19 protein-coding genes, 5 tRNA genes and 3 pseudogenes are annotated in these 24,152 nt (G+C 49.3%); 16 read left to right on the top strand and 11 right to left on the bottom strand.

Annotated elements, in window-relative coordinates; all coding sequences use genetic code 11:
• Positions 1–52: 52 nt before the first annotated feature.
• Both D7X94_RS15565 and D7X94_RS15560 read right to left on the bottom strand, forming a co-directional pair.
• On the bottom strand, positions 53–448 hold the full coding sequence (locus tag D7X94_RS15565) for a recombinase family protein (protein WP_158591052.1): 396 nt from the start codon (positions 446–448) through the stop codon (positions 53–55).
• Between the two features lie 243 nt (positions 449–691).
• Positions 692–776, bottom strand: a tRNA-Tyr gene (locus D7X94_RS15560).
• A gap of 531 nt (positions 777–1,307) precedes the next feature.
• Between D7X94_RS15560 and D7X94_RS15555 the strand changes: the two genes are divergently transcribed.
• The 3 genes from D7X94_RS15555 (at position 1,308) to D7X94_RS15545 (ending at position 4,176) form a co-directional block, all read left to right on the top strand.
• Complete coding sequence (locus D7X94_RS15555; protein ID WP_120428557.1) at positions 1,308–1,850, top strand: GNAT family N-acetyltransferase; 543 nt, start codon at positions 1,308–1,310, stop codon at positions 1,848–1,850.
• A 654-nt stretch (positions 1,851–2,504) separates the two neighbouring features.
• Positions 2,505–2,909: a CopG family ribbon-helix-helix protein gene (locus D7X94_RS15550; protein ID WP_120428556.1), complete on the top strand. Its 405-nt coding sequence runs from the start codon at positions 2,505–2,507 to the stop codon at positions 2,907–2,909.
• A gap of 127 nt (positions 2,910–3,036) precedes the next feature.
• Entirely contained in the window at positions 3,037–4,176 is a 1,140-nt protein-coding gene (locus D7X94_RS15545) for a tyrosine-type recombinase/integrase (protein ID WP_120428555.1), read from the top strand.
• On the opposite strand, the gene D7X94_RS15540 is transcribed toward D7X94_RS15545, so the two are convergent.
• From D7X94_RS15540 to D7X94_RS19580, 6 genes and pseudogenes are all read right to left on the bottom strand, one after another.
• Positions 4,112–6,034 carry a DUF3732 domain-containing protein gene (locus tag D7X94_RS15540; RefSeq protein WP_120428554.1) on the bottom strand — a complete coding sequence of 641 codons (1,923 nt, stop codon included), beginning with the start codon at positions 6,032–6,034 and terminating at the stop codon, positions 4,112–4,114. The two genes, D7X94_RS15545 and D7X94_RS15540, sit on opposite strands and share 65 nt — an antisense overlap.
• Positions 6,031–6,519, bottom strand: coding sequence for a three component ABC system middle component (locus D7X94_RS15535; protein ID WP_147401758.1), 489 nt, complete (start codon positions 6,517–6,519; stop codon positions 6,031–6,033). Before D7X94_RS15535 ends, D7X94_RS15540 begins: the two co-directional genes overlap by 4 nt.
• A 16-nt stretch (positions 6,520–6,535) precedes the next feature.
• A complete protein-coding gene (locus D7X94_RS15530) occupies positions 6,536–7,717 on the bottom strand; it encodes an ABC-three component system protein (RefSeq protein ID WP_120428552.1) in 1,182 nt (393 codons plus the stop codon).
• Entirely contained in the window at positions 7,714–8,127 is a 414-nt protein-coding gene (locus D7X94_RS15525) for a DUF6088 family protein (protein ID WP_243111355.1), read from the bottom strand. Before D7X94_RS15525 ends, D7X94_RS15530 begins: the two co-directional genes overlap by 4 nt.
• 147 nt (positions 8,128–8,274) lie before the next feature.
• On the bottom strand, positions 8,275–9,279 hold the full coding sequence (locus D7X94_RS15520; RefSeq protein ID WP_279221803.1) for a recombinase family protein: 1,005 nt from the start codon (positions 9,277–9,279) through the stop codon (positions 8,275–8,277).
• Positions 9,274–9,567, bottom strand: a pseudogene (locus D7X94_RS19580) (recombinase family protein); the annotation flags it as partial. The gene D7X94_RS15520 and the pseudogene D7X94_RS19580, both read right to left, overlap by 6 nt.
• Positions 9,568–9,888: 321 nt before the next feature.
• On the opposite strand from D7X94_RS19580, the pseudogene D7X94_RS15515 reads away from it, so the two are divergent.
• Positions 9,889–10,077, top strand: a pseudogene (locus D7X94_RS15515) (tyrosine-type recombinase/integrase); the annotation flags it as partial.
• Between the two features lie 408 nt (positions 10,078–10,485).
• Here D7X94_RS15515 and D7X94_RS15510 read toward each other — a convergent pair.
• Together D7X94_RS15510 and D7X94_RS15505 are read right to left on the bottom strand one after the other, a co-directional pair.
• Positions 10,486–10,570, bottom strand: a tRNA-Tyr gene (locus D7X94_RS15510).
• A gap of 62 nt (positions 10,571–10,632) precedes the next feature.
• Positions 10,633–10,708: transfer RNA gene (locus D7X94_RS15505), tRNA-Thr, on the bottom strand.
• A 350-nt stretch (positions 10,709–11,058) separates the two neighbouring features.
• Between D7X94_RS15505 and D7X94_RS15500 the strand changes: the two genes are divergently transcribed.
• The 12 genes and pseudogenes from D7X94_RS15500 to D7X94_RS15440 all read left to right on the top strand — a co-directional run bounded on the left by D7X94_RS15500 (position 11,059) and on the right by D7X94_RS15440 (position 23,617).
• Positions 11,059–12,750 (top strand): M3 family oligoendopeptidase, encoded by a 1,692-nt coding sequence (locus D7X94_RS15500; protein WP_120428551.1) that lies wholly within the window; start codon positions 11,059–11,061, stop codon positions 12,748–12,750.
• A gap of 138 nt (positions 12,751–12,888) precedes the next feature.
• The gene (locus tag D7X94_RS15495) at positions 12,889–13,725 is read left to right on the top strand and encodes a DegV family protein (protein WP_120428550.1); all 837 of its coding nucleotides are present in this window, start codon (positions 12,889–12,891) and stop codon (positions 13,723–13,725) included.
• The gene (locus tag D7X94_RS15490; RefSeq protein ID WP_120428549.1) at positions 13,722–14,114 is read left to right on the top strand and encodes a DUF2752 domain-containing protein; all 393 of its coding nucleotides are present in this window, start codon (positions 13,722–13,724) and stop codon (positions 14,112–14,114) included. The genes D7X94_RS15495 and D7X94_RS15490 overlap by 4 nt, the downstream gene beginning before the upstream one ends.
• 538 nt (positions 14,115–14,652) lie before the next feature.
• Positions 14,653–15,591 carry an N-acetylmuramic acid 6-phosphate etherase gene (murQ, locus tag D7X94_RS15485; protein ID WP_120428548.1) on the top strand — a complete coding sequence of 313 codons (939 nt, stop codon included), beginning with the start codon at positions 14,653–14,655 and terminating at the stop codon, positions 15,589–15,591.
• An 84-nt stretch (positions 15,592–15,675) separates the two neighbouring features.
• Entirely contained in the window at positions 15,676–16,509 is an 834-nt protein-coding gene (locus tag D7X94_RS15480) for a MurR/RpiR family transcriptional regulator (RefSeq protein WP_120428547.1), read from the top strand.
• 894 nt (positions 16,510–17,403) lie between these two features.
• The gene (locus D7X94_RS15475; protein WP_120428546.1) at positions 17,404–18,141 is read left to right on the top strand and encodes a DUF4830 domain-containing protein; all 738 of its coding nucleotides are present in this window, start codon (positions 17,404–17,406) and stop codon (positions 18,139–18,141) included.
• Positions 18,142–18,734: 593 nt separating this feature from the next.
• The gene (locus tag D7X94_RS15465) at positions 18,735–19,847 is read left to right on the top strand and encodes an ABC transporter ATP-binding protein (protein WP_120428544.1); all 1,113 of its coding nucleotides are present in this window, start codon (positions 18,735–18,737) and stop codon (positions 19,845–19,847) included.
• Positions 19,848–20,198: 351 nt separating this feature from the next.
• Positions 20,199–21,281 (top strand): helix-turn-helix domain-containing protein, encoded by a 1,083-nt coding sequence (locus tag D7X94_RS15460; protein WP_120428543.1) that lies wholly within the window; start codon positions 20,199–20,201, stop codon positions 21,279–21,281.
• 10 nt (positions 21,282–21,291) lie between these two features.
• A pseudogene (gene ftsE / locus D7X94_RS19345) lies at positions 21,292–21,945 on the top strand (cell division ATP-binding protein FtsE); the annotation flags it as partial.
• Positions 21,946–22,330: 385 nt separating this feature from the next.
• The gene (gene ftsX, locus D7X94_RS15450; protein WP_147401757.1) at positions 22,331–23,251 is read left to right on the top strand and encodes a permease-like cell division protein FtsX; all 921 of its coding nucleotides are present in this window, start codon (positions 22,331–22,333) and stop codon (positions 23,249–23,251) included.
• Between the two features lie 126 nt (positions 23,252–23,377).
• Positions 23,378–23,454: transfer RNA gene (locus D7X94_RS15445), tRNA-Asp, on the top strand.
• 87 nt (positions 23,455–23,541) lie between these two features.
• Positions 23,542–23,617, top strand: a tRNA-Thr gene (locus D7X94_RS15440).
• A gap of 145 nt (positions 23,618–23,762) precedes the next feature.
• Here D7X94_RS15440 and D7X94_RS15435 read toward each other — a convergent pair.
• A partial coding sequence (locus D7X94_RS15435; protein WP_147401756.1) for a tyrosine-type recombinase/integrase occupies positions 23,763–24,152 on the bottom strand: 390 nt, incomplete at its 5' end.

Genomic DNA, 24,152 nt, shown 5'->3' with positions numbered 1-24,152 from the left:
TTCGCTTTGAGCAGTGATTTTTCACTTAGCCTCTTGGCATACTCATCCCTCGTTATCGCGTAGGCCCATAGCAGCTCAGATTGACTTGCTCGTTCCATTCTTCATCATCCTCAATATGCCGATTGGGATTTCTGCACCGATTTGATTTCATTTCTTTCACAGCCATGTAACTGGCATGGTCGATAACGCCAAACGTGTACTTATAGTTGTTTAGTAGCTTATTCAGCACATCACGGCTCCACTCCGTCTTCCCGGATGGAGATGGAATACCTTGCTTGCTCAAATGCTCCTGAATCTTCTCCAAACTGTTCCCTGACAGGTATAGGCCAAATATCTCCCGCACAATTTCGGCCTCCGGCTCAACTGTTTCTACTCTCTTGTTCTTGTCGCGTCGAAAGCCATAACATACCTTACCAAAAATTTTTGATTCCAACAGGGATAGCTTCACGGTTATCTTCCTTTCCTACATTATAATGGGTCGCTCAAGCATTTTCGAGTAGAACCTACAAATTAGTGGAATTGATTTCGCTTTTTCTTCTGTTGAACATGATTAGTGGATTATTCGGTGTTTCTTGTATATAAGAACAAAAAAGTGTTGATTGCGATGTTATTCTACGCTTTTTGTTTCATCAACAGAATTTTGGAGTATAAAAAAGGAGGCAAAAGCCTCAAAAAAGCTTTTATCTCCTTTTGGTGGGGGAGAGTGGATTCGAACCACTGAAGTCGTCGACAACAGATTTACAGTCTGCCCCCTTTGGCCACTCGGGAACTCCCCCATAAATTATGAAATTTTATACAAGGCTTGTCCGGCCTCATTCACGGGCAGGACTGCCCAGTTTGGAGCTGGTGAACGGACTCGAACCCCTGACCTGCTGATTACAAACAGTGTGGAGTGCAAAAAATCGGCTCCATAGCGGCGTTTATAGCCCTTTCCGTTCCATCATAGCACGGCATTTGACCCTAAATTTTCCACTGCGTCCACACAGTTTTTTCGCCGTGTGGGTCGGGGTGTGGGTCAAGCCGCAAAGCACCAGCGGCAAAGCAATAAAGAGAAAACCCAAATCCCTCCTCAAAATTTACGCCGCTAAACAAAGAAAAGGTTTTACGCCCAATGCTATGCTCTACATACAGATATAGAGCATAGCATAATTCGTTCTCTGCCATTCTGTCGAAGTCACGTTAAGTATGCCATATATAAAGGGGAATTGTCAAGTACAAATCACGTCTATAAACCCAGTTGCAATTTTTTGTAGCCGTGATATAATAATGGCAGGTCGGAAAATCGGAATTTAAGGAGAAATATTAGAATGGATCAAATTATATTAATAGAGTCTCAACAGATGTATGCAGATGAAATATGGAAATTTCGTCAAGAAATTTTGGAATGCGACGCAGAAAATGAAGATCAATTTGCAGGTTGTATGTCGCTTGATGTAAGTAAGTCTTCTGAAGAGTGGATAAAAATATGTGAACTAAGAAAAAGTGAAGAAACATGTGGTGCCACGGGATCTACTGTTCCTTCTCATACATACTTAGCTGTACGCAAGAGAGATGACAAAGTTGTAGGCGTGATAGATTTGCGTCATCACATAAATCATCCTATTCTTGGAACGTGGGGAGGGCATTGTGGGTATTCAGTGCGTCCTTCTGAACGCGGCAAAGGTTACGCAAAGGAAATGCTTCGGTTGAATATACAAAATGCAAGATCAATGGGAATAGAAAAACTTCTTGTCACTTGTAATAGTGAGAATGCAGCAAGTGAAAAAGTAATAATTTCGAATGATGGAGTTTTTGAGAAAATTATCGACGTTGATGGATGCAAAATGAAAAGGTATTGGATTACACTATAAGAAGTAAATAACTTCCTGTTTATTGACCTACAAATGTATGAAACTTGAATTGCCGGCGCTTCGTCACGGTCGCACGGATAAGCAGTGAGTCTGAAAAGAATTTACTGCCCTATTTCAGCTTGCGTGGTGATGTCGGGACTGAAAGGAACCGTGCCATCCCTGGGTCAAAGCGCTGTTGGCCCTGTGAGGGCCGTGTTGGGCAGTTTAGGCCGGAAGTAGAGATAGGACACGGCAAACGCCTATAAACGCGGCGTGAGGGCGTTTGTGGCGATTTGTGAGGGGCACCGGCCTCGCCTCCAGCAACCGCACAAACTTTCCGCGAACAACGGCGCAAACTTGTTGCAAAGATATGCATTGAAACGGAAGATAATCCAGTCAAAAATGGCTCCAGAAAACCGGTCTAAAAACAAGCAGGAGAAAGCAAGGCGCCATACCGGCGCCTTTGCAGTTCACACCGTCCGGCAGAGCCGGGCGGGAGGGCTAGAAACTACGGGCTTTTCCAGGATTTGAAGGATGCGGTAAGATAGGTGTCAGGCTGGGGTCACCATCAGGGATTTGGTGTAATATCTGGGGTCACGAATAGGCAGGAATGGCTGAATACCAGGGGATTTTTAGGTGTCACAAGTTGGTGTATTGCATTTTGGGAGGTGCTCTATGGATTCAGAAAATATGCAGCGGATAAGCCTGTATTTGGACAGAGATCTGGTCAAGCGGGCGGATAGATTTATGAAAGAACAGGGCTTTTCCTCCCGGAACAAGCTGGTTACCCAAGCGCTTGAAAGCCTCATGGCCAACAATGCTTTGCAGGATAATGACATCCTTGGCGACAAACTGGCTGAGTCCGTTTTGAAATTGTCAGAGGATAACGCGAAAGCTATCTCAAAGGGACTTTTCCGCTATGCCGTACAACTTGAGATGGTGATGCGGGTACTGGCTGAGCTTGCGGAGTATACTCCAGAGCAGATAGAGGAAATGCGCCGCGAGGCCATCAATAATGTACGCCGCACTCGTGGCAAAGTGAAACTTGAAGATATTTTAGCTGGATATTACGACGACTAACCCCCTCAAAATTTGCGCCGCTAAACAAAGAATACGGTTTTGAGTAAACCGAAAAAGTAAGAAAAATGTCAGTGGACTTTCTCAGTAGGGTGTGGTATTGTGGTGTGCTGAGAAAGGGGGCCGATATATGGCAAAGAAAAGAGCAAACGGCGAGGGCAATATACGCAAGCGCAAAGACGGTCGATGGGAAGGCCGCTATACAGTAGGCTACGACCCAGCTACCGGCAAGCGTATCATCAAAAACGTGCTGGGGAAAACCCAAGCAGAAGTCAAAGAAAAACTGGCATCAGCACTCGAGGATACAAAAGATTTGGACGTGTCCCGCTCCGATGACTACACGGTAGGTTCATGGCTCACCAATTGGTACACCCTCTACGCCAAGCCCAATGTCCGAGCTTCCACCGCCGAATATTACCGCCGGAGCATCGAACTCCATGTAAACCCAAGAATCGGTGACTTCAAGCTAAACAAATTGACCGGGCGTGATCTTCAAAAATTATATCAAGACCTCAGAGAAAATGGCAGGCTACGAGAAGTTCAGAAAGAAAAATCCCCCGGTCTGAGCGCCTCCACTGTGCGTGGCATCCACCTTATGCTCCACAACGCCCTGGACCGAGCGGTCAAAGAACGCCTGATTCAGCGCAATCCCACAGAGGATTGCATCGCCCCCAAGCTGGAGAAAAAGGAGATGAAATTCCTACCAGCCGAGGACATGAAAGCCTACCTTGACGAAGCCGACCGCCGCCACGTCCTCCCTATGTTTTACCTTGAGTTGGTGAGTGGGCTACGGAAAGGCGAGTTAGTTGCCCTCCTCTGGTCAGATTTAGACGTTGTAAACCAGACAATCTCAGTAAGCAAACAAGCCACCCGCGACGAGAACGGCAACATCGTCATCACCCGACCCAAGACGGAAACTTCGGTCAGACTAGTGTCAATCCCGCAAAAGGCCGTGGAGCTACTCCAGCACGAACACCTCAAGCACCCGGACAACCCCTATATGTTTCCCTCCACCCGAACTGGCGAGATGTATTACCTGGACTCCATCGTAACGCTCCACAAGCGGATATTAAAGTCAGCTGGATTAAGTTATATAAATTTTCACGCCCTCCGTCACCCGTATGTCAAGCCCACGACAAAAATATTCTCTGAAAAGGAGAAATTCCAAATCATCAAATCAATGATAATTTGGAATCCCTCCTTCTTTATGCTTCATACCAATCATTTGGTACAAGATTTTTATCGATGGGCCACCAATTTTCACAAATAAATTTTCTAAAGGACTCTTCTTTTAAATCAGCATGGTCAACAATAATAACCTGTAGTTTTCCGTTAAGTTCATTAGTACGATCGATGATAAACTGGTACATTTTATTAACTTCATTCCAGTCTATCTGTTTTTCATCCAACTCAGACGGAAAATAAACTTGTGATGGTTGATCAAGGAATAAGAATCTTGGGACTGGGCGATTTGCATTAATAAAAAATTGTTGTAATGCAAAATATGAAATAAGATGAACCCCTACCCAGTTCGAACCGCTTCCCAACTGCTTAAGTGGCACAGGCCTTTCTGGCTTATCTACAACAACAGTGACCTTATTCAAGTCGAGCCTATATGGATTGTCACAATGTTCTAGTTGCAACACATTAGCCCATTCCGTCATATCCACCTGTATTCGAGAAAGAGCTGACTGCTTGCGTTCCTCCACAGAGTCTCTATCAAGAATGTCGTCGATTTCTTTTATTCGCTCTTCGATTCCTTTTACAATTTGTTCCTGCTTTTCTGACTCTGTATCGTTTTCCACGCTCTCAATCCAAAGGCTAATTCGTCCAACAACCTTCCCTCTCCGTGCATTTATATCTCTCAACCGTGCTCTTTCATCTTCCTGCTGATATAACCCGTCAATTTCTGCTTCTAACGCCTTAATCTCTTCCTGTTTCTTTTCCCGTTCTTGTTCTAAATCAGAAATAAAAGCTCTAAGTTTCGGTTGTTCGCGCGTCACATTTGCTATTGACTTATCCAAATTGATAATAGAAGTTTTTATCATTTCCACACTAGGAAGCGGCTGTTCAAGCACTCCAGAACACAACGGACATTTTCCGGGATTGAAATTAAGTTGTTCAAAAAGGCCTATAGATTCAAGGCGCATTTTCTGGTGTTGAGCTTCTCCGGAATATCCTGTGGTCTCCCCGACAAACTTTCGTGCATTATCAAGGCTAATTCCAATCTCGTCAAACTCATCCCGAATCTCCTGAAGTTTACTTTGCAAGAAAGTTAGCCGATCCATTCCACTGTTAGAGCCTATCATACTAGGTGACCAACTCATAGCAGTTTGAAGAACAGAATACATCTCATGATAGTTCGAATAATCTATCTGTGTCGATGCAGCAATAAGGCCAGCTTGTCGAGCCTCTCCAATTAACGCAATTGCTCTCTCAGAACCGCCTCCTATTAAATACCGGTTTTCTTCAAGTTTGCGCTTCTCAAGTGTTAATTTGCGTTTGAGTATACTTCTTTCATTTTCCAGTGCCAAAGCCTCTTCGCTAATGGCCCCCAAAAAATAAGGAATGGTGTCTTTAATAGCTTGTGTAATGAAATCATCCGATTGACGATGAAACAAAAAGTTCTTTGCTGCAATTTCATCTTGCCCTTGAAAACAATAATATAATGCGTGTCTTATATTAGCTGCAAGGGGTAGTCTACTCTGTCCCTCAGGTGGTGTGTTTAAATTTTCTGAGATTCCAATTCGACGAGTCAACGATTCTTCAATCCCAGATACATTTGTATTGGATAAGAAATTGCACTTTTCAGGAGCTTCAATTTTCTCTCCAACTTCAATATAACAAACCCCTGTTGTTTGCAGGCCTTTATCTGGATTTTTGCGTGCTACAAATACACGTTCACGTTCAAATTGCAGGAGTAAGCCATACCATGCTACATTATCACGAACTACTCCGTCTGCAATATTACATGAATCACCGCCCAAGCAATAATCAATAATATCACCTACCACGGATTTTCCTGATTTTGATCTACCAGTAATAATATTTACTCGGCCCAATGCAAAAGGTAGGTGACGCACTTTCCCATTATATCCATAAAGTAAAAGTTCACGTATCTGCATCATGGTTTCACCCCCAACTCAATATATATTGTCTCGACTTTTCCTGCTGTTGCAAACCACTTGGCAATATGTTCGCCTTTTTTGAGACATTCCGAAATTTCATCATCAACAAATTTTGTTTTACTCAATGTTTTCGAAGCTGGTGATATTTCTAATTCACCATTTGGCGTTAGCAGAACTTTCCCTGTTTGGAGAAGAAATTCAACAGATTCATTTGTAATTGGAACTAGTTCTCTTGTCCTTTGGGGAAAATCGATTAAAAGCTGCGGGTATCGCTGAATCCATAATTGCAACTGCGTCCTACTATTTATATTAATCCTTGTTTCTTTATGTAAAACAAGAGGCAAGATTAAATAAATCAACGGAAACGGAAACGCCCTGCACGTTTTATCATTATAAGTTTTAATTGTTGAATATAATACTCTCCCACAAAAAGCGGGGTTGAGGAGAAATGCGACTTCATGTGTTCGCATGTTCCAGTTTTTCATCTCCATCGCCTCCCTCTTATGTATCCAATAATTTTTTGAGTCGATCATAGAAATCAATATGCCAACCCACTTTAAGCTGATTAGCCAGCATATGGTAACTTCCTCGCATCACAAAAGCCTCTTGGCATTTGGGACGAATACGGATATCTTTCTTTTCTATTTCAGAAAAAAGGCTACGTCCTTCTGTAATTTTTTCTTCTTCTGTAACTCCGCTATACCCGGTTAAATCATCTTCCATAGCCGCGAAAGTGTGTTCCCATTCATCAATCAATCGCTGCTCATATTTTTCCAATTCATTGACATATAATAAATCATTCCTTACCCAATTGGCTCTCTGCTTAAATGCACGATAATAATCTCTTAAAGCAGTTTGCATACGACGACTGCCAAGACAAATCAGTTTAAGTTGCTCGTAAAATATTTTCTCATTAGCACTTAAATCATTTTCTTGCAAGTTGCCAATATCAAAAATATCTATTGGCAAGTTGTCATCTGAATACTCTTGGCTTACAGATACAATGAACGATCTAACTTGGCTTTGGGTAACAAATATTGGCGTGTCTGAGCGAAGGGCTTCAATTGCCTTTTTGTACCACCAGCCCTCTAAGCGTTCACAAATTTGATTCTCATATTTAGGAATACAGCTATACCGAATCTGTTTTCTGAAATCCTTTTCAACATCAATTATATCACTCGCACCATCAATAACACATATTTGGCTGATTAAACACTTAACAATGGTTTCATCAGTTTTCAAAAAAGCCTTGTAATATTTTTTGTGATCTTTATTTTCTGATCTAAGGCAAACATCCTTTAATTTCTCATATGCACCTTCCGCATTTCGATTTTTATCCTTTTTTAGACAAGAAGCAGCTGTGCCGTCTGGGGCAATTGCTGTCGTAACAATAAGAAATTCTGTTCCACTTAATATATCCGGAGATTCAGAGACTACATCTATCCACACTTTTAATGTTCTCCATAAATCTGTACTTCCGTCTGTGAGACTGCCTTGTCGCTGTATATGATGCTTCAACTGGATAAGTTGCTTTGGCACACCGTCTTTGCTAAACGCAACATCATCAAATTTTTCAATACTTATTTGAAAATCAGCGTTGTCATTTTTCATCAGTAGTGCCAAGGCATATCGCACCTGATACAAATAACCTAGCATCTGCTCAGAAGCTTGGTGATTAGTCATTTTGAAACCTCCTTTTCATCAGTATCAAAAATTTGATTATGCTCTTCTTTGATTAAGTCATCTCTGAATGAATTCTTTATTTGTCCTGTGCTTAAACTCAAGCCTAGTTGAATTCCATTCATAGGTTCTATACCATACGGTGCGATTGTCCAGTGATAAGTACGAGCCAAAGTTTTTGCTACTGCATCTGGATTTACTTCTACAAACTCATTGAGAACGCTACTATATTTCGGCTTTTCAAAAATTCCTCTAAGAACGCGACGTAATATTCCTGCTTGAACAAGCCGATTCAAACTTTGTCTCACAGTCTCCGAATCCGTAATATCAGCGAAATCAGAAGTGGCAAAAGTGGTTCCATCTTCCGCCGATAAAATGCGCTCACGTATCTGCGTCATATATCCACTATCCAAAGAACCACCTCCCACTAGATGTCACGAATATTATACATAATTCTTGACATCTTTTCAACCTCTCTATAGCTATTGAAGTGCACATTTTAGAACAAATAGTACGTAGATACGGCGATTCAGCGGAGATGGTTTAGCGTAATTTGATAATTAGGGGGCAATCGCCCATTTAATGGCAATGTTTTTGTTTGGACATATGATAATTTCACCAATACAGTCCACAATCTCGCTGAGAGCAATTTCTTTGTAGCTCACCTTCAATAATTTGCGAAACACCTGATATTGTTTTTCATAAGCCGCCTTACTCGTAATAATACCATCCCGAATTGCTTTCTTTTCGTTTGCTACAACTTGAACTGCTCGGAAATCCTCTTTGCCGATCTCTCCGTAAATAAACCTCTCGGAATGCTGAACAGCATTCCTAAAAGCCTCTTGATATTGCTGATCAGATTGGGCAATATTATTGTCAAGACTCCTGATTTCCTGCTTATACTGTAAATCGGAAATAAAATGCTCGTTTACATATAGTTTTAGTTGATGATAGATAGCACGAAAGACATCTTCCTCCCGTACATACATACCGATGCATTTGCCAGCGCCTGAACGGTTTTTGGTAATACAGGTAAAGAAGTACCAATCTGCATGATTGGTTCCACGCTTACGCTGCATTTTTCCACCGCAGCAACCGCAGACAACTTTACCTTTTAAAACATTTTCTGTCGATTGGCTATTTGTGGTGAGATTAAACGCTTTCGCTTGAAATGACCTTTGAATGGCGTCAAAGGTATCCGTGTCTACCAGGGGCTCATGTGTTGCGGCAACAGCTCTCTTTTCTTTCCCCTGTACAAGCATGCCGGTATAGGTTCGATTGGTCAGGATATACTTGACTGATCTGCTATTCCAATCTCTGTTGCCATCATCATAGTTTCCAGCTAAGCCATTCGACCTCGCATATTGGATCGGTGTGGGAATGTCTTTCTCGTTCAGATACCGAACTATGGCGGTCACACCAGTGCCATTAGCTGCTAACTCAAAAATTTTTCGGACAATAATGGCTGCTTTGGGATCAGGTATAAGTTTCTCGTGGTTAGATTCTGATTTCCGGTAGCCAAATGGAGCTCTTGGCCCAATAAATGTACCGTGTTGTGCTTTCATATCTAAAGTCGCCTCCACTTTCTTTTTAATTTCAATAGATACTTGTTCATTAAATGCGTTTGTTATTGGTATGCGGATTTTGGAACTGTAAGGACGTGCTTGGTTAGTAATACCGTCAATCGTATAAAACTGATCGTTTACAGATACAAATCGGACGCTGTTAGCTGGGAAAATGACTTCAATATAATAACCGGTGGTAATGTAGTCCCTTCCCAAGCGAGAGAGGTCCTTCACAATGACACAGTTGATTTTGCCCGCAAGGATGTCTTCAATCATTTTTTGAAACGCAGGGCGGTCAACCGTTTGCCACTGAAACCGTTATCGATATAGTAATGCGATATAGGAATTTGGTGCTGATCGCCCCAGCGTTCAATGATGAACTTCTAATTTTGGATAGAATCGTATTCTTCTCGATTTGCAATTGAAAGTCGAACATAGCCTACTGCATCAGCGGTAGAAGGCCTAACCCTTTCCGTGTATTGATGTTTTCTGCTTTTTCGTGCCATAAAAATACTCCTTTCGACGAAAAAGGCTACGGCGCAAACCGTAGCCTTTGACAATATCATACCATACGTCATTTTCCGCTTCCACGAGGAAATATCCATTTGTCGCTTCCACGAGCTTCGCCACACATTCGCGACTGCCGCACTACAAAACGGTGTAGACGTGAAAACAGTATCGTCAATGCTGGGCCACTACGATGCCGGGTTCACACTGAGAACCTACACCCACGCCACACGCCAAAAGCAAGAACAAGCCGCCGAAAAGATGGGAAATTTTATGGACAAGGTCATGTAAAAGCAGGTCAAACGAGAAAAACGGCTGGAACTTCCTCCTCGGAAGTACCCAGCCGTTTCCGTTTATTTCCGCGTGTGGGGTGAGCACGCGCCAGTGGCGCGTTGACGCGAACCGACCGAGCCGGCAGGCGAGAACGGGGTGTGGGTCAAAATCGTTTCCAGACCTCTGCGATTATTTCTGGCCGTTTCCGCATGTGGGTCACGATGTGGGTCACGAAAAAAAGAGAGGAATCCCAGGCAAAGCCAACACAAAAAACCGAATGAGATTTTATCCACAATATCCACGTAGATATGCAGAACACAAACAGCACAGAAACAAGGCCGCACCGTGCTAGCCCACTGCAAAAGTCAAACCAGCGACCTCAGAGAAAAGCAAAGAAACCGCACAGCCATGCGGTTTCTTTGTCTTTGGTGGGGGAGAGTGGATTCGAACCACTGAAGTCGTCGACAACAGATTTACAGTCTGCCCCCTTTGGCCACTCGGGAACTCCCCCATAAACTATGCAATTTTATACAAGGCTTGTCCGGCCTTCCCATCGGGCCGGACCGCCCAGTTTGGAGCTGGTGAACGGACTCGAACCCCTGACCTGCTGATTACAAATCAGCTGCTCTACCAACTGAGCTACACCAGCAGATTTCTTTTCAATCACTTAATGCTAAATTATTATAGCCTGGAAGCAGGAAAAAGTCAAGTGTTTTTTGCAGAATTTTTTGCTTTTTTCATTTTTCAGCATAAAGCAAGAGACCGCCCATCGCTGAGCGGCCTCTCTCAAGAGGAAGTAAGGAGTTAAAATGAGGATATGATGAAAAAGAGTCGTACCGTGGCTCTGCTGGCCACGGTTTTATAGTACCCCATAAATATGAAAAAACTCTGAACGCGGCATGAATTTTATTTGATTTATTTTTTACAATTTTTGTCTTGACCTGCCCCCGTCGCAGGGGTATCATGGACAGTAAGAAAGCAAACGAAAGGAGCATATAAATGAAATTTTCCCAAATGCCTTATTCCCGTCCGGATATGCCTGCCATGTTCGCCCAGCTGGACGGACTTACCGCCCGGCTGAAAGAGGCCGGTTCCGCAGGGGAACAGCTGGCCCTCTACAAAGAAAAAGACGCTCTGATGTCCCGTTTCAATACGCTGTCCGCTATCTGTTCCATCCGCAACACAGTGGATACCCGTGACAAGTTCTACGAGGATGAGCAGGCCTACCTGGACGAGCAGTACCCCCTGATCTCCGAAAAGCTCCAGGCCTTCAACCGGGCACTGGCCGAGTCCCCCTTCCGCCCAGAGCTGGAAGAAGAGCTGGGCGCTCTGGTGTTCACCAACATCGAGATCGAGCTGCGCTCCTTCTCCCCGGAGATCGTCCCCCTGATGCAGGAGGAGAACCGCCTGTGCACCGAGTATCAAAAACTCTACGCCAGCGCCCGTATTGAGTTTATGGGCAAAACCGTCACCATCGCCCAGTTGGGGCCCTATAAGCAGGATCCGGACCGGGCTGTGCGCAAGGCTGCGGTGGAGGCGGAGGGGACTTTCTTCGATCAACACCAGGCCCAGTTCGACGAGCTTTATGACAAGCTGGTGAAGAACCGCACAGAGCAGGCGAAAAAGTTGGGCTTCGAGAACTATTTGCCCCTGGGCTTCCTGCGCATGGGCCGCAACTGCTACACCCCGGAGGATCTGGACGGCTTCCGGCGGCAGGTGGTCCGGGACCTGGTCCCCCTGGCGGTGAAGGTGAAGGAGCGCCAGCAGAAGCGTCTGGGTCTGGACAGCTTTAAGTTCTATGATGATCCTCTGAAATTCCGGGACGGCTCCGCCAAGCCCCAGGGCACGCCGGAGGAAATTATGGCGGCGGGGAAGAGGATGTATCATGAGCTCTCTGCGGAAACCGGGGAGTTCATCGACCTGATGATGGAAAACGAGCTGTTCGACGTGCTGGCCAAGGAGGGCAAGGCTCCCGGCGGCTACTGCACCAACCTGCCCGACTACAAGTACCCCTTCATCTTCTCCAATTTCAACGGCACCTCCGGAGACGTGGATGTGCTCACCCATGAAGCGGGCCACGCCTTCGCGGACTACATCGCCGCCCGGACCATCGATATCGCCGCCAACCGCTGGCCCACCATGGAGGGCTGCGAGACCCACTCCATGAGCATGGAATTCCTCACCGCACCCTGGCATCACCTGTTCTTCGGGCCCATGACGGACAAATACGAGCTCTCCCACGGGGAGGACGCGCTGACCTTCATCCCCTACGGCTGTCTGGTGGACCATTTCCAGCAAGAGGTCTACAGTCATCCGGAGATGACCCCGGAGGAGCGCAACCAGACCTGGGCCCTCCTGGAGAAGGTCTACCGCCCCTACCTGGACATGGAGGGCATCCCCTTCTACGGTCGGGGGGCCGGCTGGCAGCGGCAGACGCATATTTACCAGAGCCCATTCTATTATATCGACTACTGCCTGGCCCAGGTGATGTCCCTGCAATTCTTCGCCCTGTCCCTAGAGGACCGGCAGAAGGCCTGGGAGAAATACATGGCTTTTGTGCGGCTGGGGGGAACCCGGACCTTCGTGGATCTGGCCCATGGGGTGGATATGCGTTCCCCTCTGGACGAGGGCTGTGTAAAGGATGTGTGCGCGAAAACCTACCAATGGACCCAGGCGCACCTGGTGGAGTAACCATTGCTCCCGGCTTCGGGGCTTTCTGAAAAGCGGCTTTTCCAGGCGGAGAAGAAGTGGTTTTTCGGTTGACCTGTCCGGGACTTGCGTGTATAATAATGGTTGTAAGGAATTATCCCCGAAAGGAATGTAGACACCATGGTAAAGATCCTGACCGACAGCTCCTGCGATCTCTCTCCTGCCCGCTGCGAGGAATTGGGCGTAGAAATGCTCCCCATTACCGTGAACTTTGGCGAGGAAAGTTACCGCGCTCATATTGACATCAGCAACGATGAATTCTATCAAAAGCTGGCAGCGGCCTCTGAGCTGCCCAAAACCGCCCAGATCTCGCCCGCCTTCTTCGAGAAGAAATTCCAGGAGTACCAGGAAAATGGCGACCAGGTGGTATGCCTGTTCATCTCTTCTATGATGAGCGGCACCCTGCAATCCGCCCGGCTTGCTAAGAACCTCATCGGCGCCGACCATATTTATCTGCCGGACACGCTGAATGTAACCTTTGCCCTGGGCCTGCTGGTAGAGGAGGCCGTCAAAATGCGGGATCGGGGCCTTTCCGCCCAGGAGATCGCGGAAGAGGCCGAAAAGCTGGTGCCCAGGATCCGGCTGTGGGCGCTCATCGACGACCTGAAGTACCTGAAAATGGGCGGGCGGCTTTCCGCCACCAGCGCTTTGGTTGCCAGCATTCTGGGAATCTGCCCCATTATTACGCTGGAAAACGGCCTGGTGGAAGTTGTGGGAAAGGCCCGGGGTAAGAAGGCGGCGTTCAAATTCATTCAGAACATGGTGGAGAAAGAGCCTATCTCCAGCGATTTCGCAGTGACGGTGGGTCATGCGGCCGTGCCCAAAACCCGAGACGATTTTCTGGAATTTATGGAAGGCGAGCTGAAAAAGCGGGAGGTTCTGAAACTGGACATTGGCAGCATTGTGGGAACCCATACGGGTCCCGGAGCCTGTGGGCTGGCCTATATCCGCAAATGAGAGGCCGCGTTCTGAAAGCCGCCGGAGTGTTGCTGGCTCTTGGCGCGGGGCTGGGGGCTGTCCTTTTGCTCCGGCCGCCCTGCCTTATCCTGAAATTTACCGGCTTCTATTGCGCCGGCTGCGGTGCCCAGCATATGGTTCTGGCGTTGCTGCGGGGAGACTTTCAGGAGGCCCTGGGGCAGAACGCCTTCCTCTTGGTGGTTCTGCCTGCCGCCGTCCTGTATGCTCTTTGGGAAGCGGTAAGATATGTGCGAAAAAGGCCCCCCGTATTCAGGAGCCGGGGATTTCTGCCGGCGATCCTTGTCCTGGCCGCTGTGGCCGCTGGATTTACGGTTTTGCGAAATCTGCCCGGGTTTTCGTGGCTGGCTCCGGCGTGGACTGCTGGCTGAATTGGTCCGCAGGTTAACATAAAATTCTTATTGTCCGTTCGTCCTAAACTTCTGGACGGACGGATTTTTATTGGCATTTCATATTCCGGTTGGAAGTTTGATCAAAAATAGTCACATACTTTATACAACATTATTATTAAAATTTATTGAAAATTCCGAAAATGGGGCTTGCGCTTTCTTTCAGTCCGTGGTATGATGAGATAAAAGAAATTAGCAGTGTCGGCTGCGCTTTTTTGAAATTTTTATTCGCTTTATTCTGCTTCCTATCACTGAAAGATATTTTTAAATTTAGGATCATCTGCACAATTATCATATGACAAAATTATGCAAAATGACTCTTGACTCGACAGGCGGATAATTCTATAATAGAAATTGGCTGCAAAGCGCTTTTTAGGGAAATTCTGCCCTTCAGGAGGCCCTTTTGGGCGAAATTTCCCCCGCAGACGCGGGCTGATAGCCGGAAGCAGGCTCGAGCGGCCGTCAAATTGAAAAACTTCTTCAATTTCTTCATAACGATCCCTGTTTTGGAGGATATGAAATGGATTATTCCCACTTGGCTACAGAAGGCGTAAATCTGAATACGCGAGATATTGACTTGTGCGATACGAGGGAAATTTTGCGGCGGATCCACACAGAGGACAGCGCTATTATGCCAGCTATTGGCAGAGTGCTGCCTGAAACTGCCCAAGCCGTTGATCTGATTGTGGCCGGCATGAAAAAAGGAGGCCGGCTGATCTATGCGGGAGCCGGCACCAGCGGCAGGCTGGGGGTGCTGGATGCCTCGGAGTGCCCTCCTACCTTTGGCGCGGACCCTGGTCAGGTTGTGGGGGTCATTGCCGGGGGAGACGCGGCCCTGCGCATCTCTGTTGAGGGCGCGGAGGACGACCAGGCGCTGGGCGCAGCCGATATAGACAGGCTGGGACTGGGCTGCGGCGATACCCTGGTCGGCATCACGGCCAGCGGCAACGCCCCTTATGTGTTGGGGGCTGTATATAGGGCCAGGGAGCGGGGTGCCGCTACGGTCGCGCTGTGCAACGCCTGTCCCGGCACGGTAATCGACGCGGCGGACATCGCCATCGTACCGGTGGTAGGCCCGGAGGTGATTATGGGCAGCACCCGGATGAAGGCCGGCACGGCCGACAAGCTGGTGCTGAACATGATTTCCACAACGGTGATGATCAAGCTGGGCAAAGTGTACCAGAACCTGATGGTGGACCTTTCCGCCAGCAATAAAAAGCTGCGGGACCGGGCTGTCCGGATTCTTATGCAGGCGGCAGGGGTTTCCCGAGGGCAGGCGGAGGAGGCCTTGAAGAAGTCCGGCGGCGAACTGAAGCCCGCCCTTCTGATTCTATTGTGTGGCTGCGGGCTGGATGCCGCTGTGTCTCTGCTGAAAAAGGAGCCGAATGTGCGCAAGTCTTATGAGCTCTGCCTGAGAACGGCGGAGCCCCAGGAGAAGAACGTTTTCTGGCCGGGATGACAGGGCCTGTATGAAGGCGGGCCCTTGGCTGCAAAGCAAATATTTCAGAGGTAGGTGCTTATTGTGGCAGGAGTAGTATTGAAGATGAATCAGATTTTGGAGGACCTTCCGGTTTCAGAGCGGAAGGTCGCCAGGTATGTCTCTGACAACCTGGACAGTATGGTGGGGCTTTCTGTGGAGGAGTTGGCCCTGCGGAGCGGGTCCAGCCAGGCGGCTGTGGTGCGGTTTTGTAAGAAAGTGGGCTGCAAGGGGTATCGGGATTTTTCTATTCAGCTGGTCAGTGAGCTGGCCGTGGCCCAGCGGGCGAACGTGGGAAAATCCGCTTACAGTGACATTCGTGCGGGGGACAAGGCGGGCAACGTTATCCGTAAAGTCTGCCACCACAACATCCAGGCCATTGAGGACACCCTTTCTCTCATGGAGCCGGAGCAGGTGGAAATCGCCGCCGACAAACTCTTCCGGGCCCAAAGGGTGGACCTGTACGCCATGGCGGCTTCCAACCTGGTTGCCCAGGACGCCCAGCAGAAGTTTATGCGCATTAACAAACGGGTGACGGCCTATTCCGACCCCCATCTACAGCTTTCCTCCGCCTCCACCCTTACCCCGTCGGATGTGGCCATTGCCCTGTCCTGGTCAGGGGAGACGCGGGAGGTCCTGGAAGCGGCGGAACTGGCAAAACTCAACGGCGCTTTTCTCATTGCCATTACCCGGTTCGGGAAGGTCTCCCTAGCCTCCTACGCCGATGTGCATTTTGGCCTGAGCGCCCCGGAAATGGCCATCCGCAGCGGGGCCATGAGTTCCCGGATTGCCCAGATGACCATGATTGACATCCTGTTTACCTGTGTGGTCAGCCATCATTATCAAGAGACAGCCCCCTATCTGGAGCGCACCCGCCAGGTAATGCGGGCGGTACGGTAGGGGCCTGTATCAGAAGCTGTACCAATAGGCGTTTGCATTCCCCTTTCCGGCAAATTCAGCCGGGGAGTGGCGTTGTGAAAACTTGCCAATCGCCAGATTGCTTCTCCCCACTGAATTTGCCCGAAAATCGTATACTTTATTGAGAGATCGTGTGCGCAGCCACTTGTCTCTCCGAAAGTATAGTTAACGCAGTTCAAAAGAGGTATACCTCTTTTCAAGTGTGTTTACTATAACACAAATCCTATCGGTACAGCTTCTCAGTTTTTTGAAAGTTTTTATAGGGGGGAACGGCGCGCGGGGCAGCTTGGCGACAGGCACACAGCCGGACGGAAACTTTGAGCTGGGATACTGCGCACGCAGTTAGCCTGCTCCAGGACCAGGCCCCTTTTTCTCTTGCAAAAAGGGGCCTCTTAAGAGTTTTGCTTCGCAAAACTCGGATAGTTAACCGAGCACAGCGAGTGTTAACTATTATTCACACGCCCCAAATGCGCTTCTCAGGTGTTAAGGTCAGGGGCAAGGTTGTGGAGCGCTGCTCCACACCACGCCACTTTTGAAAAAGTGGACAAAACTTTTACCCTGGCTAGCATTGACCAGTCCAGCTGGTCAATGTAAAAGTTTCGCCAGCCTTTTCAAAGGCTGCGGGGTTTTTAGGGGGCGACAATCGCCAGTGGCGATTTCCCGTCGCCGACCGAACCGGCAGGTGAGAAGAACCCCTGAACCGCCGGAGCCCTGTGCGGCGAAGCGAGCACCACTCTCAGAAACTATACAATAAATATAGAAAGAAACAAAAATCCGGGCGGGGGACTTCTTTTCCCTAAACCGGGCCGGGCCGGCATAGCCGGCCTTTTGCGCGCATACACATGGACCAGGAATCCACAGAGAGGGACGGTGTGTATGTTCGTATCTTTAAAAGCCAACAAAAAACGGATCATGGCCTTCCTGGTCCTGGCCTTGGTGGTGGCTGCCGGATGCTTCTACCTGCGCTGGCAGGACCAGCAGGAGGCCCCGCCCGCAGAAATTTTGGGCGAAACCAACGAGGAGCGTCTGGCTTACCTTCAGTCCTTTGGCTGGCAGGTGGACCCGGAGCCCAGCGACACCCGGGAAGTGATGATCCCGGCCCAGTTCAACGACGTGTACTTGAACTACAACGCTATGCAGCAGGCCCAGGGATTTGATCTGGCTCCCTACGCGGGAGAGGTCTGCACCCAGTACAAGTACCATGTGACCAACTACCCCGACGAGCCGGAGGTGTACGCCACCCTGCTGGTATACGGGCGGTTGATTATCGGCGGGGATCTGGCCTGTGCCGAGGTAGACGGCTTTATGCATGGCTTTGCCTCTGACAGCGCTCGCTATGGGGAAGTGACCCCCGGGCCGGACAGCGGGCCCGCGGCCAGCGCCACGCCCTCCCAGAGCAGCGGAAGCTCCGGCGGGGCCAGCGAATCGCCCAGTGAGGAGCCTAGCGGCGAGGCTTCCACAGCGGAGAGCGCCCCAGAGGGGAGCCCGGTTCCTACAACAAATGAAAATGTGGAAACCGGAGGTTATGTAGACCAAGCGGAGGAAGCGCAAGGCGCGGAGGACGCGGCCGCTCCGGAGGCAGAAGGGGAGGAAGGGGCTTACCCCACAGATTGAGGACCGGCTAGAAAGATTATTGTCATGTTGAAAACCCGGTGGAAAATGTTGAAAACCGAGCGCCCGGGCCTATCGTTAACGCAGTTCAAAAGAGGAAAGATACCTCTTTTGAACCAGGCGGAGAATCCACCCAGCTTGAAAATCGGTATTTACCGATTTTCAAGTGCGTTTACGATAAAGACGCGGAACTGCGGCTCAGTCCCGGGCCGCCGGGTTTTGCCCGTAAAGCGGAAGGCGCGGGGGAGGAAAAGCGGCTGGATTCATCGCTGTATGGGGACAGGGTACGCAAGCTGCTGCAAGAAGATGCTCCCTTGCGGAAGAGTTTTGTCGAATTGTACAGAAATTGAGAAAAGAGTTTTCTTTTTGTGAAAGATGGATAAACCTGGGGAGAAATCTTTGGGCAAATCACGGCTTTTCAACCAGTCCTTTTTCTGTTATAATACAGATAAATCAATCAAGGCCAGCCAAAATGCCCGTCCGGTACATACTATATCGGCTGTAGCCGCCTCAGTTTTCTGCTATCCGTTGGGGTTGCTCGTCGGTTCTTCCGATCTGGGTTGGTATTCTTGCAGAGCCTGACAGGAGGAAAATATATGGCAAGTTTGAGTTTGCGAAATATCTATAAGATCTACGCTGGCGGCGTTACCGCTGTTACAGACTTTAACTTGGAGATCGCCGACAAGGAGTTTATCATTCTGGTTGGCCCCTCCGGCTGCGGCAAATCCACCACACTGCGTATGATTGCCGGCCTGGAAGAGATCAGTAAGGGCGAGCTGTATATCGGCGATACGCTCTCTAACGATATCGCTCCCAAGGACCGCGACATCGCCATGGTGTTCCAGAACTACGCTCTGTATCCTCATATGACCGTGTTCGACAACATGGCTTTTGGCCTGAAGCTGCGCAAGACTCCCAAGGATGAGATCAAGCGCCGCGTGGAAGAAGCCGCCCGCATCCTGGACATCGCCCATCTGCTGGACCGCAAGCCCAAGGCTCTGTCCGGCGGCCAGCGGCAGCGCGTGGCTCTGGGCCGCGCCATTGTCCGCGATCCTAAGGTGTTCCTTCTCGACGAGCCGCTGTCCAACCTGGATGCCAAGCTCCGTGCGCAGATGAGGACCGAGATCTCCAAGCTGCACATCAAGCTGGGCACTACCTTTATCTATGTTACCCACGACCAGACCGAGGCTATGACCATGGGCGACCGCATCGTGGTTATGAAAGACGGCTTCATTCAGCAGGTGGACACGCCCCAGAATCTGTATGAATTCCCGGTGAACGAGTTCGTGGCGGGCTTCATGGGCTCTCCTCAGATGAACTTCATCGACGCTAAGGTAGCTAAGTCCGGTAACGATTTTACCCTTACTTTTGGCGCCTGCACCATCACCATTCCCGCTAAGAAGGCCGAGGGCACCACCATTGCCAACTATGTAGGCAAAGAGGTTGTGTTCGGTATCCGTCCCGAGGATGTCCATGACGAGCCCGACTTCATTGAGAAGGTCGGCGGAGCCCATGTCACCTGCGAAGTGGAAGTTACCGAGTTGATGGGCGCTGAGACCTATCTGTATCTGAACTGCGAAGGCAACGCGGTTACCGCTCGTGTAGAGCCTACCTCCACCGCCAAGCCTGGCGACAAGTGCAAGATTGCATTTGACCTGAACAAGATGCATGTGTTCGACAAAGAGACCGAAGTTACTATTCTGAACTAAAACTTGCCTTTTGGGGCCGGCGGGATTCCGCCGGCCCTGTTGATTTTTGGGGATTTCAGGGGGAAATGGAGGCGGGGAAGAAAAGTTCTTGCTCTGTTTTTTCAAAAAGATGAAAAAAAGGTTGAAATTTTCCCGCAGATTATGTAAAATAAGATGTATGACTGGGCCCGGCTGGCGGCGCCTGGTGTATTATAGTAAACGTACTTAAAAATCGGTATGTACTGATTTTTAAGCTGGGCGGCTACGCCGCCTGGTTCAAAAGAGGTGGAATACCTCTTTTGAACTGCGTTAACTATACGCACGCTGTTTGACGGTTAACGTTAAAATTTTAACCAGCGAGAGGAGAAGAATATGTCTAACAGATTGTTCCAGGGGATTATCCATCAAATGAGCGACGCCATTGACAGGACCATTGGTGTGATCGACGAATCCTCGGTAATTATTGCGTGCAGCGACCTGACAAAAATAGGAGATGTGTTTGAGGAAGCGGCCATGGAGGCCATGAATTCGGACGATGTGATTGTCTCAAACGACTATACTTTCAAGTCTTTTGGGAACCGCCAGCGTCCTGCTTATGCCGCTTTTGTTTCCGGCGGTGACCCGGATGCCCGCCGTTACGTGCGCATTTTGGCGGTTTCCATGGAGAACATCAAGCAGTATTATGATGAAAAATATGACCGGGGCAATTTTATTAAGAATGTCATTTTGGACAATATCCTTCCTGGAGACATTTATCTGAAAAGCCATGAGCTTCATTTCGACTCTGAAGTGTCCCGGGTGTGCCTGCTGATCAAGGTGAGCGATAAGAACGAGGTCTCCGCTTTTGAAGTGCTGCAAAATCTCTTCCCGGATAAGAACAAGGATTTCGTCATCAACATCAACGAGACGGATATCGCCCTGGTAAAGGAAATCCGCCCGGACATCACGGAAAAGGATATTGACAAGCTGGCACGCTCCATCGTGGACACCCTGACCGGGGAATTCTATGCCCATTGCTGTGTTGGCATCGGCACGGTGGTGAGCAATATCAAGGAGCTGGCCCGGTCCTTCAAAGAAGCCCAGACCGCCCTGGAGGTGGGCAAGGTCTTTGATACGGCCCGGGATATTGTCAGCTATAACAATTTGGGGATTGCCCGGTTGATTTACCAGCTGCCCACGACCCTGTGCGAAATGTTCCTGAAAGAGGTGTTCAAGCGGGGCTCTATCGAGACCCTGGACCACGAGACGCTGTTTACCATCCAGCGCTTCTTTGAGAACAATCTGAACGTCTCTGAAACCTCTCGAAAGCTCTTTGTCCACCGGAATACACTGGTGTACCGCCTGGAGAAGATCAAGAAGCTCACGGGTTTGGATCTGCGGGAATTTGAGGACGCGATTGTGTTTAAGGTGGCCCTGATGGTGAAGCGGTATCTCACCAATAACAACAAGTTCTGAGGTGTCATGATTGATAGAATTTAGCAATGTATCGAAAGTTTACAACAATGGCACAGAGGCCCTGCATGACATCAACCTGAAGGTGCCCAAGGGCGAATTCGTCTTTATCGTGGGTTCTTCCGGCGCGGGAAAGAGCACCTTCCTCAAGCTCATCACCTGTGAGGAAAGGCCTTCTTCCGGGCAGATTTTGCTGGACGGCATGGATATTTCCCGGCTGCGCAAGGGCAAGATTCCCTATGTGCGCCGGAAGATGGGCATGGTGTTCCAGGATTTCCGCCTGATCGACCACATGACGGTCTATGACAATGTGGCCTTTGCCATGCGGGTGGTGGGCGCCTCCGGGCGGTCCATCCGCAAACGGGTGCCATATATGCTCAGCCTGGTGGGGCTTCAGCACAAGGCCAAGCACTATCCCACAGAGCTCTCCGGCGGCGAACGCCAGAGGGTTGGCTTGGCGCGGGCGCTGGTGAACAACCCGGAGATGATTATCGCGGACGAGCCCACCGGCAATATTGACCCCGCCCTGTCTTTCGAGATTGTGGACCTGCTCAGTGAGATCAACCGCCGGGGGACCACTGTGCTGATGGTCACCCATGAGCATTCTCTGGTGAAGCATTTCCATAAACGAATCATTCAGATCCACAGCGGACAGATTGTGGCCGATACCAATGATATGGCCGACAGTTATGCCCCGCCGGAGGAGTACGCCGCCCGCCAGGCTGCCCAGATGGAGCAGGAGGATTATGCGGAGTACGACAACCAGGAGGAGCGCGGAGAGGAAGAGCCGGTGGAGGAAATGGACCGGGAGGAGCCCCTTGTGCCCGAGCCTGCGGAAGATTTCGAGGATTTCCATCCGGAGGAGATTCCCCAGGAGCAGCTCCGGCCCGCGCCGGTTACGCCCAATCGATTGTATGACGATGAACCCACCATCTTGGAGGCGATCTCCGCCCAGCCGGACTATGATGAAGAGGGAAAGGTGCTGGACATGGACCAGGTGGAGGACGTCTCTCCCAATATAACCCGGAACCGGCCGGGCAGGAGGTGAGCCTGTGAGTTTGCATAGTATTGGCTATTTGTTTAAGGAAGGTGTAAAGGGCCTATGGAAAAACCGCACCATGAGTATTGCCTCTATCTGCGTGCTGATTTCCTGTCTGCTGCTGACGGGCATTGCGGGCCTGCTCTCTCTTAACCTCAGCGCCACCATGCAGGGTATTGAGGCAAACAATGTGATTACCGTATTCCTGGACAAGGGCCTTCCCGCCCTGACCTCCGTAAAGGTGGGGGAGGAAATCCGCGCCTTGGACAATATTGACGACTGCACCTTTGTGCCCCGGGAGGACGGGCTGAAAGGCGTGGTGCAGGATATGGTGGGAGAAGGGGGAGAAGCCGATCTATGGCAGGCTCTCCAGGGCCAGGACAATCCCCTGCCCGACGCGTACAGAATTTCCATGAATGACCTGAGCCGGTATGATGAGACGATTGCCGCTCTTTTGGCCATCGAAGGGGTGGAGAGCACGGATAATTACCGCAGGATTGCGAACATGCTCAGCGATTTGGACCGGCTGGTGCGGTATTGCAGCTTGGGGATTCTGGTGGTGCTGGGAATTGTCTCCCTGTTTATCATCTCCAACACCCTGAAAGTGACTATTTTTTCTCGCCGTATGGAGATCAATATTATGAAATCCGTTGGGGCCACCAATGGTTTTGTGCGCATTCCCTTCATTGTGGAGGGTGTGGTGATTGGGGTGTTCTCCGGCGCGATTTCAGCCACGGCTCTCTATTTTGGGTATGATAAGGCGGTGGAGGTGGTATATGGGATTGTAAAGTTCCTGACGATCATTGACATCCAGCCCTATGCGGTGTGGCTCTATGGGGCTTATATCGTAATTGGCGCGCTGTTCGGCGTAATGGGCGGCGTGATTTCGATCCGCAAGTACCTGAAAAAAGAAGGCGAGAACGCGATCATTTAAGCCCGGACATTTTGGAAAGGATTCTTTGAGAAGAGAAAATTTGGAGAAAGCAAAATTTTCTCTTGACAAATGCCGCTGGTTGTCATATAATGTAGTTGTTCGCTCGGAATGATTTGAGCGGGGTAAGGCCCGGTAGTTCAGTTGGTTAGAACGCTAGCCTGTCACGCTAGAGGTCGACGGTTCGAGCCCGTTCCGGGTCGCCAGGAGTTCATGTGGCGCACTGAAGGCGAACCAGAGTTTGCAAAGCAAACCTCGGATAGATCGCGCAGATAAGCGAACGGAACTCCTATGCTGCTATGGCTCAGGTGGTAGAGCACATCCTTGGTAAGGATGAGGTCTCCAGTTCGAATCTGGATAGCAGCTCCAGGAAAACTCCTAGAAACTTGTGGGTTTCTAGGAGTTTTCTTTTTTATCACCGTTTTGAGACTTTCGCCAAAAGGGCATACGCCCCCAAAATATCGAATACTTTACCGCATAGAAAAGACCGGGATTTACCCCGGCCTTTTTGCTTTTATCTGCCATTTCCCGCCGCTTCCAGGGCCTGCCGGAAAATATCCCCTGTCCGCTTCACGCTTTCTTCATCGGCATGGGTGTACATTCTCAGGGTTGTGGACTTGTCAGCATGGCCTAGCTTTTCACTCACCGAGGCAACGTCGGCACCATTAGTAATGGCTACGCTTGCAAAGCTGTGCCGGAGCTTGTGCGGGTGCAGGTCCGGGATCCCATACCGTGCCGCAAACTTTTTCATATACCTGGTGGGGCTTTGCGGGTGCATGGGTTCGGGACTCCCCGCTTGATTGAATACAAAGGGGGATAAACCGCTTGCGGCCTGTTCCTGCCTGAGCTGCCGCAAGAGCGCCACGACCCCGGGCGCTATGTCCACTGCGCGGCTCTTGCCGCT

The sequence above is a fragment of the Acutalibacter sp. 1XD8-33 genome (assembly GCF_003612555.1).
In the GTDB taxonomy this organism is placed as follows: Bacteria; Bacillota; Clostridia; order Oscillospirales; family Acutalibacteraceae; genus Acutalibacter.
Note: the sequence above shows the minus strand (reverse complement) of the source record. Positions and strands in the feature narration are given on the sequence as shown.

Coding starts and splice junctions, on each gene's coding strand:
- D7X94_RS15480 (WP_120428547.1), top strand. CDS start 15,676: ATGAATCAGATTTTGGAGGACCTTCCGGTTTCAGAGCGGAAGGTCGCC.
- D7X94_RS15500 (WP_120428551.1), top strand. CDS start 11,059: ATGAAATTTTCCCAAATGCCTTATTCCCGTCCGGATATGCCTGCCATG.
- D7X94_RS15520 (WP_279221803.1), bottom strand. CDS start 9,279: ATGAAAGCACAACACGGTACATTTATTGGGCCAAGAGCTCCATTTGGC.
- D7X94_RS15550 (WP_120428556.1), top strand. CDS start 2,505: ATGGATTCAGAAAATATGCAGCGGATAAGCCTGTATTTGGACAGAGAT.
- murQ (WP_120428548.1), top strand. CDS start 14,653: ATGGATTATTCCCACTTGGCTACAGAAGGCGTAAATCTGAATACGCGA.
- D7X94_RS15495 (WP_120428550.1), top strand. CDS start 12,889: ATGGTAAAGATCCTGACCGACAGCTCCTGCGATCTCTCTCCTGCCCGC.
- D7X94_RS15465 (WP_120428544.1), top strand. CDS start 18,735: ATGGCAAGTTTGAGTTTGCGAAATATCTATAAGATCTACGCTGGCGGC.
- D7X94_RS15490 (WP_120428549.1), top strand. CDS start 13,722: ATGAGAGGCCGCGTTCTGAAAGCCGCCGGAGTGTTGCTGGCTCTTGGC.
- D7X94_RS15460 (WP_120428543.1), top strand. CDS start 20,199: ATGTCTAACAGATTGTTCCAGGGGATTATCCATCAAATGAGCGACGCC.
- D7X94_RS15530 (WP_120428552.1), bottom strand. CDS start 7,717: ATGACTAATCACCAAGCTTCTGAGCAGATGCTAGGTTATTTGTATCAG.
- D7X94_RS15555 (WP_120428557.1), top strand. CDS start 1,308: ATGGATCAAATTATATTAATAGAGTCTCAACAGATGTATGCAGATGAA.
- D7X94_RS15475 (WP_120428546.1), top strand. CDS start 17,404: ATGTTCGTATCTTTAAAAGCCAACAAAAAACGGATCATGGCCTTCCTG.
- D7X94_RS15535 (WP_147401758.1), bottom strand. CDS start 6,519: ATGAAAAACTGGAACATGCGAACACATGAAGTCGCATTTCTCCTCAAC.
- D7X94_RS15545 (WP_120428555.1), top strand. CDS start 3,037: ATGGCAAAGAAAAGAGCAAACGGCGAGGGCAATATACGCAAGCGCAAA.
- D7X94_RS15540 (WP_120428554.1), bottom strand. CDS start 6,034: ATGATGCAGATACGTGAACTTTTACTTTATGGATATAATGGGAAAGTG.